The 16383-nt window shown below is 43.7% G+C and carries 17 protein-coding genes and 1 pseudogene; 17 read left to right on the top strand and 1 reads right to left on the bottom strand.

The window, feature by feature from the left end:
* Nucleotides 1–215: 215 nt before the first annotated feature.
* Entirely contained in the window at nt 216–1637 is a 1422-nt protein-coding gene (locus BU202_RS01230) for an aspartate ammonia-lyase (RefSeq protein ID WP_075103978.1), read from the bottom strand.
* Nucleotides 1638–1976: 339 nt separating this feature from the next.
* Here BU202_RS01230 and BU202_RS01225 point away from each other — a divergent pair, with 339 nt between their 5' ends.
* The 17 genes and pseudogenes from BU202_RS01225 to BU202_RS01145 all read left to right on the top strand — a co-directional run bounded on the left by BU202_RS01225 (nt 1977) and on the right by BU202_RS01145 (nt 16277).
* A complete protein-coding gene (locus BU202_RS01225) occupies nt 1977–2915 on the top strand; it encodes a LysR family transcriptional regulator (RefSeq protein ID WP_075103977.1) in 939 nt (312 codons plus the stop codon).
* A gap of 104 nt (nt 2916–3019) precedes the next feature.
* Nucleotides 3020–3502 (top strand): helix-turn-helix domain-containing protein, encoded by a 483-nt coding sequence (locus BU202_RS01220; protein WP_075103976.1) that lies wholly within the window; start codon nt 3020–3022, stop codon nt 3500–3502.
* On the top strand, nt 3459–4934 hold the full coding sequence (locus BU202_RS01215) for a BglG family transcription antiterminator (RefSeq protein WP_142354755.1): 1476 nt from the start codon (nt 3459–3461) through the stop codon (nt 4932–4934). Before BU202_RS01220 ends, BU202_RS01215 begins: the two co-directional genes overlap by 44 nt.
* 37 nt (nt 4935–4971) lie before the next feature.
* Nucleotides 4972–5291 (top strand): annotated as a pseudogene (locus tag BU202_RS01210) (PTS sugar transporter subunit IIA).
* A 20-nt stretch (nt 5292–5311) separates the two neighbouring features.
* Complete coding sequence (locus tag BU202_RS01205) at nt 5312–5638, top strand: PTS sugar transporter subunit IIB (RefSeq protein ID WP_075103974.1); 327 nt, start codon at nt 5312–5314, stop codon at nt 5636–5638.
* Nucleotide 5639: 1 nt separating this feature from the next.
* Nucleotides 5640–6986, top strand: a complete 1347-nt coding sequence (locus BU202_RS01200) for a PTS sugar transporter subunit IIC (protein ID WP_075103973.1) — start codon at nt 5640–5642, stop codon at nt 6984–6986.
* Nucleotides 6987–7443: 457 nt separating this feature from the next.
* Entirely contained in the window at nt 7444–7965 is a 522-nt protein-coding gene (locus tag BU202_RS01195; protein WP_075103972.1) for a GrdB-related putative oxidoreductase, read from the top strand.
* Nucleotides 7966–7974: 9 nt separating this feature from the next.
* Nucleotides 7975–8982, top strand: coding sequence for a hypothetical protein (locus BU202_RS01190; RefSeq protein WP_075103971.1), 1008 nt, complete (start codon nt 7975–7977; stop codon nt 8980–8982).
* A complete protein-coding gene (locus BU202_RS01185; protein WP_075103970.1) occupies nt 8966–10108 on the top strand; it encodes a M42 family metallopeptidase in 1143 nt (380 codons plus the stop codon). Before BU202_RS01190 ends, BU202_RS01185 begins: the two co-directional genes overlap by 17 nt.
* The gene (locus BU202_RS01180) at nt 10096–11070 is read left to right on the top strand and encodes a glycosylasparaginase (RefSeq protein ID WP_075103969.1); all 975 of its coding nucleotides are present in this window, start codon (nt 10096–10098) and stop codon (nt 11068–11070) included. The genes BU202_RS01185 and BU202_RS01180 overlap by 13 nt, the downstream gene beginning before the upstream one ends.
* Nucleotides 11063–12214, top strand: a complete 1152-nt coding sequence (locus BU202_RS01175) for a Sapep family Mn(2+)-dependent dipeptidase (protein ID WP_075103968.1) — start codon at nt 11063–11065, stop codon at nt 12212–12214. Before BU202_RS01180 ends, BU202_RS01175 begins: the two co-directional genes overlap by 8 nt.
* Nucleotides 12214–13113 (top strand): DUF7916 family protein, encoded by a 900-nt coding sequence (locus BU202_RS01170; protein ID WP_075103967.1) that lies wholly within the window; start codon nt 12214–12216, stop codon nt 13111–13113. Before BU202_RS01175 ends, BU202_RS01170 begins: the two co-directional genes overlap by 1 nt.
* A 401-nt stretch (nt 13114–13514) precedes the next feature.
* Nucleotides 13515–13730 carry a YqgQ family protein gene (locus tag BU202_RS01165; RefSeq protein WP_075104073.1) on the top strand — a complete coding sequence of 72 codons (216 nt, stop codon included), beginning with the start codon at nt 13515–13517 and terminating at the stop codon, nt 13728–13730.
* Nucleotides 13731–14114, top strand: a complete 384-nt coding sequence (locus BU202_RS01160) for a rhodanese-like domain-containing protein (RefSeq protein WP_075103966.1) — start codon at nt 13731–13733, stop codon at nt 14112–14114.
* 109 nt (nt 14115–14223) lie between these two features.
* The gene (rsmD, locus tag BU202_RS01155; RefSeq protein WP_075103965.1) at nt 14224–14763 is read left to right on the top strand and encodes a 16S rRNA (guanine(966)-N(2))-methyltransferase RsmD; all 540 of its coding nucleotides are present in this window, start codon (nt 14224–14226) and stop codon (nt 14761–14763) included.
* Nucleotides 14753–15241 carry a pantetheine-phosphate adenylyltransferase gene (gene coaD, locus BU202_RS01150; RefSeq protein WP_075103964.1) on the top strand — a complete coding sequence of 163 codons (489 nt, stop codon included), beginning with the start codon at nt 14753–14755 and terminating at the stop codon, nt 15239–15241. Before rsmD ends, coaD begins: the two co-directional genes overlap by 11 nt.
* Entirely contained in the window at nt 15228–16277 is a 1050-nt protein-coding gene (locus tag BU202_RS01145) for a SepM family pheromone-processing serine protease (RefSeq protein WP_075103963.1), read from the top strand. Before coaD ends, BU202_RS01145 begins: the two co-directional genes overlap by 14 nt.
* The last annotated feature ends 106 nt before the right edge of the window (nt 16278–16383 follow it).

Raw genomic sequence — 16383 nt, 5'->3', positions numbered from 1 at the left:
AGCCGTGCTGATTCAACTGATTCCAAAATCCTTGTTCTCAACTCTGGTATCAGCCCTGTGTTTTAGAGCTATGCTGATTCAACTGCTTCCAAAACATTCCGCATCATACCCCAGCTCATCCAACGTTTTAGAGTTGTGTAGTTTGAGTTGCTTCTGAAATTTTATGATATGAAAACGGACCAAGCACTTGGCTTGGTCCGTTTTCATATGCTCGGTCATGATAGATTCGACTTATAAACTTTTCCAGAGATGCCTGGTTGTGTCATATGGATGGGATTTAGGATGATTGCGAGTTCTTCTTGAGAGATGAGCTGATGATGTAAAGCTAGTTCCTCAATAGTTTTTCCTGAAGTCATTGCTTCTTTGACGAGAGAAGCAGCTTGGCCATAACCGATATAAGGGCATAGAGCTGTCACGATACCGACGCTTGAAGTGACGAGCTGATTGCAACGCTTGGCATTGGCTGTGATTCCACGAATACAATTATCTGTAAAGGTTTTAATGCCATTTGTTAATGTTTCAATTGATTCTAGCAATTTATAGAAAATAATGGGTTCAAAGGCATTAAGTTCCAGTTGGCCAGCTTCTGCTGCTAGTCCAATGGTCACATCGTTTCCGATAATGTTAAAGGCAATCTGATTGATGACTTCTGGAACGACAGGATTGACTTTTCCAGGCATAATAGATGATCCATTTTGCTTGGCAGGTAGGGTAATTTCTCCAAATCCTGTCTTGGGGCCAGATGAAAGGAGGCGTAGGTCGCTTGCAATTTTAGAGAGAGTCACGGCGCAAGTCTTTACTGCATTTGAAGCCATGACAAAGACATCGACATGTTGAGTACCGTCCACTAAATCTTCAGCTTGCTGTAGGGGTAAATGCGTAATGCGGGATAGGTTGGGGACAATGTGGTGGAAGTAGTAGAGATCTGCGTTTAAGCCTGTTCCAATGGCGGTGCCTCCTAAATTGACCGTATACAATTCTTGAAGAATGCTGTCCAACCGATTGGTGCAGCGTTCTACGGCAATGGCATAGGCATGAAATTCTTGACCGAGGCGGATGGGAACGGCATCTTGTAGCTGGGTCCTGCCCATTTTCAAGATAGGATAAAATTCAGTCGCCTTGTCTTCTAACGCCAGAATAAGGGTGTGCAAGGTCTGTTTGAGTTGTTGCATTAATTGGATGGTGGCTATTTTTCCTGCGGTAGGAATTACATCGTTGGTCGATTGACCAGCATTGATATGATCGTTGGGGTGGAGAATGTGATATTCTCCTTTTTTATTGCCTAATAGCTCAAGTGCACGGTTGCAGATGACCTCGTTGGCATTCATATTCATGGAAGTTCCTGCTCCTCCTTGAATAGGATCTACGATAAATTGATCGTGGAATAAGCCGTCTAAAATATCTTGACTTGCCTGAACAATCGCATCTTTGACTGTTCCCTCCAAGAGACCAGCCTCATAGTTTGTAATTGCAGCTGCTTGTTTGATGACAGCTAAACTGTTGATGAGCTGGGAGTGGATTGCTTGTTTTGTAATAGGAAAATTCTCCGCTGCACGTAGGCTATGAATACCATAGTAAGAAGAGTGGGCGATTTCTTTTGTTCCAATCGAATCGTGTTCGATCCGCAGTTTGTTCATACGATGTGCCTCCGATGTGGGATGATGGGATAAGGCTGGGACAAAAGTCACTTGCCTCGTTACGTTTCATAGTTTTAACAGGTTGACGTATATATTAACAGTCCAGTGGACTGTTGATACCCGAGCCCAGAAACTAGAGAGCGAGGACAGTCAGGGGAGTGACTGTTGATATCCGAGCTTAGAAACTAGAGAGCGAGGACTACAAAATCGATTTCTTCGAAATCATGATTGAGTCCTACTCCCATATCTCCTTGTCTTTATTATAGAAATATGCTATTGTATAAGCAAATATCTATATTCATATATTAACTATAAGGTTTTGCTTATAAGGAGGTTTTGATGTTTTCAGGAATGCATTATGTCTATCAGGTGTACAAGGCCAGAAGTTTTTCAAAGGCGGCGCAGCAATTGTTTATTTCGCAGCCAGCCCTTAGTGCTTCGGTGAAGAAAATAGAAGAACGAATTGGCTATCCAATTTTTGATCGTAGTTCTAAGCCTTTATCTATAACGGAATGTGGCGCAAAATACATCGCGGCGATTGAGGAGATAATGGCGGTTGAACAAGAGTTTACGGATTATTTAAACGAGTGGCAAGAGGCTCATGTGGGGAGTTTGACGATTGGCGGGACGAGTTTATTCTCCGCCTTGGTTCTTCCGCCTATCATGGCTCGTTTTTCGGCTCTGTACCCTAATATTTGCCTCACCCTAGAAGAAGCTAGTACGGGAAAATTAGAAGAAAAACTGCAGAAAGGAGAGATTGATGTACTGATTGATAATGATGAGCTGGACGATAGGGTAGTAGAACGTCAGTTATTCTTTCAAGAGTATCTCTTGTTAGCTGTTCCAGAGCATTATCCTATCAATCAAGAATTGGTGGAGTATCAACTCTCGCTTAATCAAATTCGAAGTCGATTTGAGGTGGAGGAAGCACCGATTATCCCGTTAGAACTTTTCCAGCAAGAGGCCTTTATTTTACAAAAAGCGGATAATGATACAGGCAGACGGGCACGAAAAATCTGCCGGCAAGCGGCATTTGAGCCCAAGGTTCTGCTAGAAGTCGACCAACAGTTAACAGCCTATATGATTACAGCTTCTGGGATGGGCATTTCCTTTGTTGGGAATCTCTTGATTTTGGGTTTACCAACTTCTCATTCTGTCATCTACTATAAAGTGGGGACTGATTATGCAAGGAGGAATGTCTATGCTTATTGGAAGAGAGGGCGCTATGTCAGCAGGGCCATGGCAGAATTTTTAAGCATGATGAAGCCTGCACGTTAGAGGAAAAGGGAGCATGATTTCCTAACACTTAGGAAAGACAATTCTCTAGTATTGGAAAAATGATTTGCTATAATAAGAATATAGTAAGGAGTGGGAGAAAGCGCATGAAACAAAGATATTATCGAATTCTCACTATCTTATACCAAAAGTATCCAAGCAAATGGGTAAAAGGGAGTGAGTTATCTAAACGTTTAATGATTTCGAGTCGTACCTTGCGAACAGATATTGGCGAAATGAATGCGATTGTTCCAGGGGTCATTCAATCCCATACGCATAGGGGATACTGGCTGGATAGGGAAAAATATTATGTGTTTCAGAAGCAGATGCCTCAAGAGTATATGAATGTCATTCCCGAAAAGCCAGAAGAAAGAATCGGCTGGTTATTGCGACAATTGCTCTTGAATCCAGCAGGGATTCGCTTAAGCAAGTTAGAAGAACAGCTGTTTATTAGTTCTTACACCTTGGATTTGGACATTCTGCAACTGAGGAAAATGATCAAAGGCTATAAGGGTCTGTCCTTAAAAAAAGAAGAAGGACACCTTATTGCTAGAGGGGCTGGAGTATCCGAAACGGAAATTGTACCGTGACTTATTGACCAGTGAAATTCAAGGAGAATTTATCAATCTGAATCGCCTAGCGACCCTCTACCCCAACTTTAACATGTTGGAAATATCCAAGCTATTTGATGCGACCTTAGCGCGCTTAGATTATCCGGTCAGGCAGACCTTAATTCCTGTCTTACTGGTCCATATTGGAATCTCGATCGACCGTATGCTGGTGGGACAAATCGTGCATTATGATACAAAAGACGACACAATCGAAAGCAGCAAAGAGTGGCAGGTAGCCCAGCAGTTTTTAGAGGAAGTGTCCCAGCTCCTTGGTATTACCATTCCGCCCTGTGAAGTAAAGATGATGGCAAGGCTCTTAATTGGCTATCGGGAAAGAGATGTCTATCAGGCCAGTTCGCAACAAAAACAACTGGAACTCTTTGTCAAAGAAACCTTGGAAGCCATAAAGGACAGCCTGGGCATTGACTTTGGTGAAGATCTTGAATTTGTTCATGGTTTATGTATCCATTTACAGGGGGTACTAGAGCGTTTGGAGAATCAGATTCACGTTCCGAATTTGCTACTGAAAAATATCAAGTCCCAGTATCCGCTGGTATTTGACATGGCAGTTTGTATTGCCAATCGTTTATCTCAAATGATTGGGATGAGCTTATCGGAAGAAGAAGTGGGTTTTATCGCTCTTCATTTGGGAGCTAGTTATGCTAAAGACTCCCATGCCAAAAAGCAAAAAGCCATTTTGGTTGGTGCACTGAATCCCCATCTGAAAAAATTGGTGGTTGAAAAAATCACCGATCGGTTTCAAAATCGTATTGAGATTGTGAGTAGCTTACCTTATTTTGAAGAATCGGTTGTGCTGGAGAAAAATGCTGATTTGATTGTCAGTTGTGTGCCCTTAAAGCATCGACTTCCAGTTGAGACCCTTGTTATCACCCCTTTCTTCAATGCTCAGGATGAGTTGAGTCTCTTTAAATTATTAAATGAGTTAGAAAAGCGTCAGGCCAATATTGAATTTAACATGATGATTGGGCGATTTATTGACGAAACCTTCTTTTATCCGCAATTAAAGGTTGAGACAGCTACAGAAGCAATCACCGTGATGGTGGATAAATTAAAGCGGTACTCGATTGTGGATGATTCTTTTTTAGAGTCGTGTTTGCAAAGGGAAGCCTGCTCGGCCACTTCTTTTGACTATTCTCTGGCGATTCCTCATCCTCTGGTATTAAATAGTCGGCAATCCGTTATTTCAATCGCACATTTGGATCATCCAATAGAATGGGGTGGTAGTAGGGTAGAAATGGTGATGTTGTTAGCCTTGAATGAAGCAGATCGGGAATTTATGACCATCTTTTTTGACTGGTTAGCTCGGATTATTTCAGATCAGGACAGTATTCGTACCTTGGTATCCATCGATAATCGGGATCAGTTTATTCAGTATATTGTACAACATTGACAAGGCATAAGAGGGGCATGAGACAAAGGAGAAGATAATGCAAGAGTTGGAAATGATTTGTTTTAAGATGATTAGTAACTTAGGAGCTGCACGTTCCTTATTTATGGAAGCGATTCAGGCAGCCAAGCGGTACGAATTTGAAACAGCGCGGCAGTTGATTGAAGAGGGAGAAGAATACCGCTTAAAGGGGCACGATGTCCACTTTGACTTGCTTAGCAAGGAAAGCTCGGGGGAAGGAGAAAATATCACCTCTTACTGATGCATGCAGAGGATCAACTGATGAGTTCAGAAGTGATTAAAGTGCTTGCAGAAGAAACGATTGGAGTCTATGAGAAATTTCATCAAATTGAAAAATAAGGATTAAGGAGGTCAAAGTGATGAAAAAGATTTATTTGTTTTGCAACGCTGGCATGTCTACTAGCCTTGTCGCTAGTAAGATGCAAGATGTTGCGAACCAGCATCAGTTGCCAATCGAAGTGAAAGCATTTTCGGATGCAAAACTCGCTTCGACGGTTGAAGAACATCATCCAGATGTGATTTTATTAGGACCGCAGGTCAAATTCAAATATGAAGAGACCAAGAAAAAGTACGAACCCCAAGGGATTCCAGTTGCGGTCATCGATCTGGAAGATTATGGAAATGTTAATGGTGAGCGGATTTTAAAACGGGCCATTAAACTGCTCAAGGAAAAAGGAGGAAAGTAGCATGTTGGATAAAATAGAGCGTATTTTAGCTCCTCTCGCTGTCAAACTAGGAAACAACAGGGAGTTAATTGCTATTCGTGATGGTTTCTTAGTCAGCACTCCCTTGTTGATTGTGGCCTCAATCTTTTTGGTTGTTGCGAATTTCCCAATTCCAGGATATTCAGAATTTGTAGCGCAACTATTTGGACAAGGATGGGAAAGCTCTTTAGACCCCATTATCAATGCCACCTTTAGTTGTGTAGGCCTACTTGGTGCGGTAGGGATTGGATATTCTTACGGTAAACAGTTAAACACGGATGCGATTGCAGCAGGAGCGGTTTCCCTGGTTTCCTTCTTGATTTTAGCGCCGCAAGTTCATCCAACCTTTATGGATGATGCAGACAAGGTGTTCAAGGGATTTGCCTTTGGAAACTTAGGATCTGCTGGTCTCTTTATCGCCATGATTTCAGCCTTATTAGCGGTGCGGATTTTTACCTTTGTCAAGGAAAAAGGATGGGTGATTAAACTACCAGACGGAGTTCCACCAGCAGTTACTGCTTCTTTTGCGGCTTTGATTCCAAGTATGTTTGTTATGTTCTTTTTCTTGCTTGTCAATATTCTCTTTTCATTGACAAGTTATGGATATGCGCATAACTTTATCTATCAGATTCTACAAGCGCCGTTAATGGGCTTTGGTCAAAGTGTTGTTTTTGAGCCAATCTATCAATTCCTATCAACCTTGTTCTGGTTCTTTGGTATCAACGGCCCAGCGGTTACCAATACTATTTTCAGCCCAATTCATTTGGCATTGACAACTGAAAACTTGGAAGCCTTCCATGCAGGACTTCCGTTGCCAAATATCTTTACAGGACCGTTCGGTGACTTCTTTGGAAACTTCGGTGGTGGCGGTAGTACCCTATCACTCGTCCTCTTAATGGTCTTTGCTGGTAAGAGCGAACGGATGAAAAAATTAGGCCGTCTCTCCATCTTACCTGGTATTTTCGGAATCAACGAAATGGTCATCTTTGGTCTTCCGGTTGTCTTGAACCCTGTTATTTTAGTGCCGTTCTTATTTGTCCCATTGATGAATACAGTTTTAGCGACATTGGCAACTATGGCAGGCATTATTCCTTATACAACAGGAGCAGCACTTCCATGGACCACACCTTTATTCTTCTCAGGTTGGTTATCAACTGGAAGCATCGTTGCAGGCTTGTTCCAAATTTTCTTGGTTGCACTAGGTTGCGCGGTTTACTATCCATTCTTTAAGGTATTGGATAAGCAATATCTACAAGATGAGACAAGTGGGGTAGCTGCAGAAGAAGATGATTTAGATGATATATCTCTAGATGATCTTTCATTTGATTAAGCAATTGTAATCGAAATAATAGAAGAGAGGTAACTGCAACGGATGTCAGAAGAATAGACGATTGCGGTTATCTCTCCTCTTTCCATTGAGAATGGTTATTTGAATGCGAGCTAAAATCTCGGAAAATAGAGGAGCCCTCCTAGAAATCGGATTTCTTCGTCCGTCTCCCTAATTTTCTGTCGATTTCTTAACGCTCTTATATCATGTTATTCGAATGCGAGCTAAAATCTCGGAAAATAGAGGAGCCCTCCTAGAAATCCAATTTCTTCGTCCGTCTCCCTAATTTTCTATCGATTTTTAAACGCTCTTATATCATGTTATTTGAATGCGAGCTAAATCTCGGAAAATAGAGGAGCCCTCCTAGAAATCCGATTTCTTCGTCCGTCTCCCTAATTTTCTATCGATTTTTAAACGCTCTTATATCATGGTTTTAAAACAAACAAGGAAAGGATGAAGGATGAGAGTTGTATTATTTTTTGATCAAATTCAGGCAGGAGCAGGTGGAAAAGAGCAGACAGCGGTCCCATTAGCCGTTGAAAAAGGTGGGATTGGTGCCTACCTGACCTTTCAACAGTATCTGGATCCGTCTTTGACGGTGATTGCCACCACTTATTCCGGTATTGGGTATTTTCAAGACAACAAGGCAGAAGTCATGAAAAAAATGCTTGGTCTACTGAAGAAAGTAAGGGCTGATTTGCTCCTATGCGGTCCTTGTTATAATTACGAACCCTATGCTGAAATGGCGGCTCAATTAGCCGCTACCGTCAATGAACAGTTGCCAGAATGTCGAGCGATTGTCATGTGCTCCCAGGAAAATGAAGAGATTATCGAAGCGTTTAAGCAGCAAGTGGTCATGGTCAAGATGCCGAAAAAGGGTGGTGTTGGGCTTAGTGAGTCCTTCCGACACTTATCGGAGGTCATGGTAAAAGTTGGACATCATCAATCCTTAGATGATGTTGCTTCCTATGTGTATGAGTAGGTGATAGTGATGACAGCAGTTGACCGATTGTATCAGTTACCAGCAGTATCTGGGGACGAAAAGGACGTTCGTGATTATCTAAGAGAGCAATACCAACATCTAGGCATGGCTATTGTTCAAGATAGGCTCGGCTCCATCTTTGCAAAGAAAGCAGGCCAGCATCCTTATACGGTGATGATTAGTTCGAGTCTAGATGAGTCTGGGGGAATAGTGTCGAACCTCCGAGAAGATGGAACCTTGGAATTTGTTCCCGTGGGGACCTTGCCGAAAGAGGCTTTCCGTTATCAGGATGTTGTGGTCTTGGACAGGCGACACAAACCTTTTCCAGGGATAGTGATTGCAGTAGATGAGGCCCTACGGGTGGATATCGGAGCCTATAGCAAAAGCGAGGTCGAAGCCCTTGGAGTGACTATTGGGGATACGATTGTCCTTGAACACCGGACCAAATACCTTCAACCTCATCTAGTTATGAGTAACAATCTTCAAAATAAGATTGGTCTGGCACTTGGATTAGAACTACTAAATGAGTTGAAAGATGAGGAGCTTCCTTATCACCTATGTATCGGTGGTATCGCGCATTCGGTGACAGGGCAAAGAGGTGCAATTACAGCAACGACCACCATTCGGCCAGATTTGGCTCTTGTCATTGAAGCTAGTCCCGTGCCACACTACCAAGAAGAAGCCTGTTATATCCGCTATTTTGATAAGACCTTGTTGCCTAATCGACAGCTAATAGAACACCTTGAAGCAGTTGCGGCCAAAAACGGGATTCGTCTGATTCATGAGGTACAAGAAACAGGAACGGATGGGGCTTTTATTCATAAAAGTCTAGCTGGCACGCCGACAGTTGTATTGGACATTCCCTTGAAGCAAAAAACGCCCTTCTCCAATATCGTCAATATGAAAGATGTGGCATGTTTGAAGCAGTTGCTCCGTCTGTATTTGCAAGAATTGACCATAGAAGATATGAGGCGCTATCACTTTGAAAGGTTGGTGGAGGATGATGAATCCATTTGATTGGACGGTCGTAGAGACGCTATCAAATCTCTGCGGTATCTCTGGTCAAGAAGAGAGAGTGCTAGCCTATCTTATGAGCCAGTTGAACACGGAGTTTGTCGGGACTGATCGTCTAGGATCTGGCTTGTTTCAAGTAGGGACAAAGACGGAGACAGGGGTTCACATAATGATTGCAACCCATATGGATGAAGTCGGTTTTCTTGTATCAGACATCGATGAACACGGGTATCTGAAGCTCCAATCCGTTGGCAATATGTGGCCGCATGTCTTGCTGAATCACCGTGTCCGTATTTTTACCAAGCAAGGTCAGGACTATATCGGCATCATTGGCAGTCCATCTGTACATGCTTTGTCTCCTGAAAAGCGTCAGCAGGTCTTATCGCTCGAACAACTCTATATCGACTTGGGAGTGGCGAGTAAAGACGAAGTGCTCGCACTTGGCATTCAGATTGGAGATATGGTGTGTCCAGCTACCGAGATGCTTAGTCTGGCAAATCCCAACTTTTTAGTTGGAAAGGCCTTTGATAATCGAATAAGCGTCGCCGTTGGCATGCAGGTGTTGCAGCAGCTGGCAACGAGCGAGCTGAAAAATTGCATCACCCTAGCGACTACTGTTCAGGAGGAAGTTGGCTTACGAGGAGCTCGGACAGTTGCTGCTACAATGGCTCCTGATATTGCCTTTGCGGTTGATACTACTCTTGCAGGAGATACTCCTTTGGATCAAAACAATGTCAAGCTAGGGCAGGGAGTGACCATTAACGTGATTGATTCGATGACCGTTACGAACAGGGGCTTGTTGATTTACCTAGAAGACCTATGCCGCAAGGAACAGATTCCGTATCAGTTGAGCTGTTTTACAGCTGGTGGGACAGATGCGGGAAATATCCATAAGACAGGGCAGGGGATTGTAGCCACCACGCTTTCGATTCCAATGCGCTATATGCACACTCATGAAGGCATTATCCACAAGGAGGATGTCCTAGCGACCTATCGGTTATTACAGGCAGTCGCACAGGATATGACACGAGAAAAATTGGACTTGATACTGGAGCAAGATTATCGATACGGGATAGAGAATGAAACCATTACAAGAAAGGATAAGGAGGAGAGACAATGTGGGGAATGATTGCCACATGGCGAATGGCCTTAGAAGGTGTAGAACAATCGCGCACCTTGTTGGCCAATCATCAATCGGCAGGAGATGCAATAGAAGAAGCCATTAAAGCAGTAGAAGATTTTCCTTATTACAAATCCGTAGGCTACGGTGGTTTACCAAATGAAGAAATGGAAGTAGAGTTGGATGCTGCTTATATGGATGGGACAAGTTTTGATTTTGGAGCGGTCTGCGCCCTAAAAGATGTTGCCAATCCCATTTCAGTGGCCAGAAAGCTAAGTAAGCAAGCAGTCAACAATGTTCTAGTGGACCAAGGGGCCAAGGCCTATGCCCAAAAGGAAGGATTTGAACAAAAGGAAATGCTGACAGATCGTGCCAAAATCCACTACCATAATCGCTTGGTGGATATGAAGCAGGAACAATTGGTCCCTTATGCAGGTCATGATACGGTTGGGATGGTTGCGCTCGATGCTCATGGGCAAATGGTTGCAGGAACCTCAACCAGTGGTCTCTTTATGAAGAAAAAAGGCCGCGTTGGCGATTCTCCCTTTATAGGCTCAGGCTTGTATGTGGATAGTCAAATCGGCGGAGCGAGTGCGACTGGCTTGGGCGAGGATATCATGAAGGGAATCCTTTCGTATGAAATTGTGCGCCTAATGAAAGAAGGAAAGCACCCGCAAGAAGCCTGTGAAATCGCAACATTTTCTCTGGAACAAGAATTGATTGCGCGCAGAGGGCAGGCAGGGGATATATCTGTTGTAGCGATGGATCATCAAGGACGTTGGGGGAGTGCTTCAACGATTGATAATTTCTCCTTTGTGGTGACGACTGAAACAGAAGGGACGGTTGTTTATCGGACAAAGAGAGACGGGCAGCGCATGGAGCATAGCGTAGCAGACCAGGAATGGTTGGACCGCTACTTGGCTGACCGCATGCAGCCCCTTGTTGTTAGAAAAGAGGGAGAAGATGAATGAGACCATACTCATCAAGCATTTAGAAGACATTCAGCCACAGTTACAGGCAGCTATTCAACGCCTTGTCGCTATTTATAGTGTAGAGGGAGAAGCAAGCCAAGAGGCGCCATTTGGGCCAGGTCCCAAAGCAGCCTTACTCGAAGCCCTAACCATTGCTGAAGAATTAGGATTTACCACTAAAAATATTGATCACAAGGTGGGCTATGCCCAGTACGGAGAAGATCATCCAGACGGCTACATTGGGATTTTTGGACATGTAGATGTCGTTGCGCCGGGAGAGGGTTGGCAGCACGATCCTCTAGCTTGTGAGATTGAGGACAATCGCATGTATGGCAGAGGTGTCTTGGATAATAAGGGTCCCATTTTGACCAACCTGTTTGCCTTATACGTTTTAAAAGAGTTGGGGGTACGCTTTCCTTATCCCGTTCGCATTGTGTTTGGGACAAATGAAGAAACAGGTTTCAAGTGTGTGACCCATTACCTGACCAAGGAAAACCCTCCCCTATTTGGCTGGACACCGGATTGCAAATGGCCAGTTGTGTACGGGGAGAGAGGACGTGTACGCCTCCGCTTATCGAGCCAAGACGAGCATGTGGCTGACCTGTATCAATTTGTCAATGACTTTATCCTCTCTTCAACCAATGACGGTAGAAAATTAGGCATTCATTTTTCAGATGACGATTTTGGCACTGTCGTGATGAGAGGCTATCAGTTACGCAAGGAGGCAGGGCATTCGTTTGAGTTTTCAATCAGCTACCCAGCAGCTTGCACGAAAAAACAATTGGTCGCACAGATCACAAGGCATCTCTCGCCGACCATCCGTATCGATGTATTGAGTAACTGGGATCCGGTACTCTATGATAAGTCGTCCAGCTATGTGCAAACCCTGCAACAAGCCTACAATGATTGTACAGGAAAGGATGCGACTCCTGTGACAACGACAGGAGGAACCTTTGCGAAAATTGTCCCCAATATTATTGCTTATGGTCCTAGTTTTCCGGGTCAAACCGATATTGCCCATCTGCCAGATGAGTGGATTGACTTAGATGATTTGAAAATGAACACCCGTATTTACGGTCTAGCCTTAGCTCGGCTAAAGACGGTGTTGGAACAAGAAATAGACATGAAGAAAGAGGAAAATTGATGGTAAAACGAATATTAGATTGTACATCGAGTGATTTTTTATCCTACGATAGAAAACAATTAAAACAAGCGATTCAAGCTGGTGAAGGACGGACGATTTGTTCAGAAATGGTTGCTCCAAGACCAACGTGTGGTGGTAATCTGACCAATGCTGAAATTGCGCGTGCCTTTGGTGCAGATTTGATGCTCTTAAACGGATTTGATTGCTTCCACCCTGTTGTCTACGGTATCGAGGGAGAATCAAAAGAGGTTATCAGCAAGCTCAAAGAATTGGTAGGACGTCCTATCGGTGCCAATCTTGAACCGATTGATGCAGATGTGGCCATGTTAGAGGGGCGCATCAGCTTGGAGGAAGGCCGTATCTGTTCTGTTGAGACCTTACAAGCCGCCAATGAACTAGGCCTAGACTTTATTTGTCTGACAGGAAATCCTGGTACAGGCGTTTCCAATAAGCAGATTGCCCATTATATTCGGGTAGCCAGAGAGCACTTTGATGGGCTCATTATTGCTGGGAAAATGCATGGGGCAGGTGCCAATGAACCTGTTTCCAATCTGGACATTATGAAAGAATTTATCGATGCAGGAGCAGATGTGGTACTGGTACCTGCTGTCGGAACAGTTCCTGGTTTCACAGATGAAGAATTGGTCAAGATTGTACAATTTGCTCATGCGCATGGAGCGCTTGTCATGTCAGCGATTGGAACCAGTCAAGAAAGTGCCACAGAGCGCGTGATTGAAGATTTGGCAATTCGCAACAAAGTCGCAGGGGTAGACATTCAGCATATCGGCGATGCAGGTTACGGCGGACTAGCCAATGTGGAAAATATCTTTGCGATGTCAGTAGCTGTTCGTGGACGTCGTCATACCATTAACAGGGTAGCGACCTCCGTGAACCGATAGTCATTTTCTTCAATAAATTTTCAGAGGCTGGCTTAAGTCCAGCCTTTCTTATCATCATTAGTATAGTCAAATGAATGAACTTTCAGATAAGGAACCGAAAGACGCGGACAATACTTGATATTCTTCAAAAATCCAAAGCAGATGTTGTTGCCTTGATTTGATGAACTTTAGTTCTATCTGCATCGGTGTCGCCTAGTTTGCTGTTGATGTTCATTGAGTATGAGTACGGCAAGTCGAAAGTGACGATGTATCAAAGTTCATTCAAAAGACTATAAAAACAGATGGACCCAGTGGTTGGTACATTCGAGTTCTTTTCTACTTCCTGTTTTGTGAGAGGGGTAGGATGTAAGGATTGTCTACTGACTATTGCATTATCTTTCAAGTTTTGCTACACTCTTTTTATGGCGAGACTTTATGATGTACAGCAATTGCTGAAACGTTTTGGAATTATTGTGTATATGGGCAATCGACTCTATGATATTGAATTGATGCAGATTGAATTGCATGGTCTTTATCAAGCAGGTGTCATCGATCGATTGGAGTACATGGAAGCAGAGATGGTTTTAAGACGAGAACATCGTTTGGAGTCAGAGTATCAAAAGAAAAAGGAGAGTTAAATGTCAACCTTATATGTATTACTGGCATTTGTTGTATTAGTAGGAGCTTGGATCGCATTCAATTATTGGCGTTTGCGTCAAGCAGCAAAAGTAGTTGAAAATCATGAATTTGCTCAAAAAATTCACGACGGGCAACTGATTGATTTGCGTGAGCCAACAGAATATCGGAAGAAACATATTATGGGGGCGCGTAATATTCCTTATCAACAATTGAAACAGAGCCTTGCAGCCCTTCGCAAGGATAAGCCTGTCTTGCTTTATGAAAACGATCGTGGGCAATTGGTCACTCAAGCAGCCCTCTATTTGAAAAAGCAAGGGTTTACCGACATCTACATTCTTAGCTATGGTCTAAATGCCTGGGATGGCAAAGTGAAGGTGAACTAAAGTTCATGTAGGAAAAGAGCAAGTTTGCTCTTTTTCTGTATCTTTAATAGATAGGGATAGATATTTTTTTACAGGTCATATTGGCGACGGGTATGCTATAATAAGAACTATGAGAATTATTTCTGGAAATTACGGTGGCAGACCGCTCAAAACCTTAGCAGGAAAGACGACGCGTCCGACATCTGACAAGGTTCGCGGTGCCATGTTTAATATGATTGGCCCTTATTTTGATGGGGGGCGTGTCTTAGATTTATTTGCAGGAAGTGGTGGCTTGTCCATTGAGGCCATCTCACGTGGCATGGAGCAGGCAGTTATGGTGGAGCGTGACCGACCAGCGCAGGCAATCATTAAAGAAAACATTGCTATGACCAAGGAAGCTAGTAAGTTTCAGCTCTTGCAGATGGAGGCACAGCATGCGCTAGAGGTGGTAAAGGGTCCTTTTGACCTCGTCTTTTTAGACCCACCTTACGCCAAGGAAACGATTGTAGAGACGGTCACGGCCTTGTGTCAGAAAAAGTTGCTGGCAGAAGATGTCATGGTGGTCTGTGAGACGGATAAGCAGGTTCAGCTTCCAGAAGAAATCGCGGACCTGGGCATTTGGAAAGAAAAAATCTATGGAATTAGCAAGGTGACGGTTTATGTCAGGTAAAATTGGACTTTTTACAGGGTCATTTGACCCTCTTACAAATGGGCATTTGGACTTGATTAGGCGTGCCAGTCAGCTCTTTGATGTACTCTACGTAGGTATCTTTGTCAATCCGCACAAGCAAGGGCTGTTGACAAGCGAGAAACGTAAACGATTGATTGAAGAGGTAGTGGCCGAGATGCCTACGGTCAAGGTCTTGGTCGCCCAAGATGAGCTGGTTGTGGATGTGGCGAAAAAAATCGGTGCCAGTTACTTGGTGCGCGGTCTGCGCAACGGGATTGACTTGGAATACGAATCCAGTTTTGATTTTTACAATCGCAGGTTGGCGCCAGAACTTGAGACCATTTATCTAGTAGCAAGCCCCGAATATAAGTTTGTCTCTTCCAGTCAAGTGCGGGAACTCCTGCATTTCCAGCAAGACATCAGCCCTTATGTACCTAAAGTCATTAGCAAGGAACTCATGAAGCATGAAAAAAAATAAAAAACTAGTCCTGATTCTATCGATTGTCCTCTCAACCATCTTGTTGTGGGTTGCCTTTTTATTCCCACTTCCCTACTATATCGAAAGCCCAGGGGGTGCAGCCGATATTCGTACGGTCTTAACCGTTGGTGGAAAAGAGGATGAACAGTCAGGCTCCTATAATTTTGTCTATGTGCAAGTCAAGCCAGCTACGGCTATTCAGCTCCTCTTTGCGGCCCTTGATTCGCACTCTGATATTATTTCCAAGGAAGAGTTGGCAGGTGGCGCAAATAGTGAAGAATTCTACCGTATCAATCAATTCTATATGGAAACTTCCCAGAATATCGCCAAATATCAGGGATTGACCTTGGCGAAGAAAGAAACATCTTTGGAATTTTTCGGGGTCTATGTCCTCAATGTGACTGAGGATTCCACCTTTAAGCATATTTTGAATATTGCCGATACTGTCGTCAGCGTCAATGGTAAAACCTTCAAGAGTTCGCCAGAGTTGATTGAATATGTCAGCAGTTTGAAGCTGGGGAGCGATGTCACAGTAGGTTATGTGAGCGCTGGTCAGGAATTGACCGCAGATGGAAAAATCATCAAGCTAGAAAATGGGAAAAATGGGATTGGAATCGGCCTTGTAGACCATACCGAAGTCAAAAGTAGTGAGCAGATTGATTTCCAAACGGGAAGCATTGGTGGTCCAAGTGCAGGCTTGATGTTCACGCTAGCCATTTACACCCAATTAGCAGATCCTGATTTACGGGACGGTCGCATGATTGCGGGGACTGGAACGATTGGAGAAGATGGTTCCGTTGGCGACATTGGTGGTGCCGACAAGAAAGTCCTCTCTGCGGCCAAAGCAGGAGCAAGTGTGTTCTTTGTTCCCAACAATCCCGTCGATAAAGAGATTTTGAAACAACATCCAGATGCCAAAACCAATTATGAAGAAGCAATGGAAGCTGTCAAAAAGGATAAGCTAGACATCGAAGTCGTCCCCGTGACCCATGTCAAGGAAGCCATTGACTATCTGAAGAAAACCAAGAGCCAATAAGGCTTTCAGATTGCAGAAAACATTCTTTTGTGATACTTTTCTTAGGTGGCTCGGCCGGTAGCGACTTCCTGCGGCATTCCATACCTAAATGTTGAGCCTAGGGTCT

The sequence above is a fragment of the Streptococcus cuniculi genome (assembly GCF_001921845.1).
GTDB lineage: Bacteria > Bacillota > Bacilli > Lactobacillales > Streptococcaceae > Streptococcus > Streptococcus cuniculi.
The sequence above is the reverse complement of the archived record's forward strand: the minus strand, read 5'-3'. Positions and strand labels throughout refer to the sequence as shown.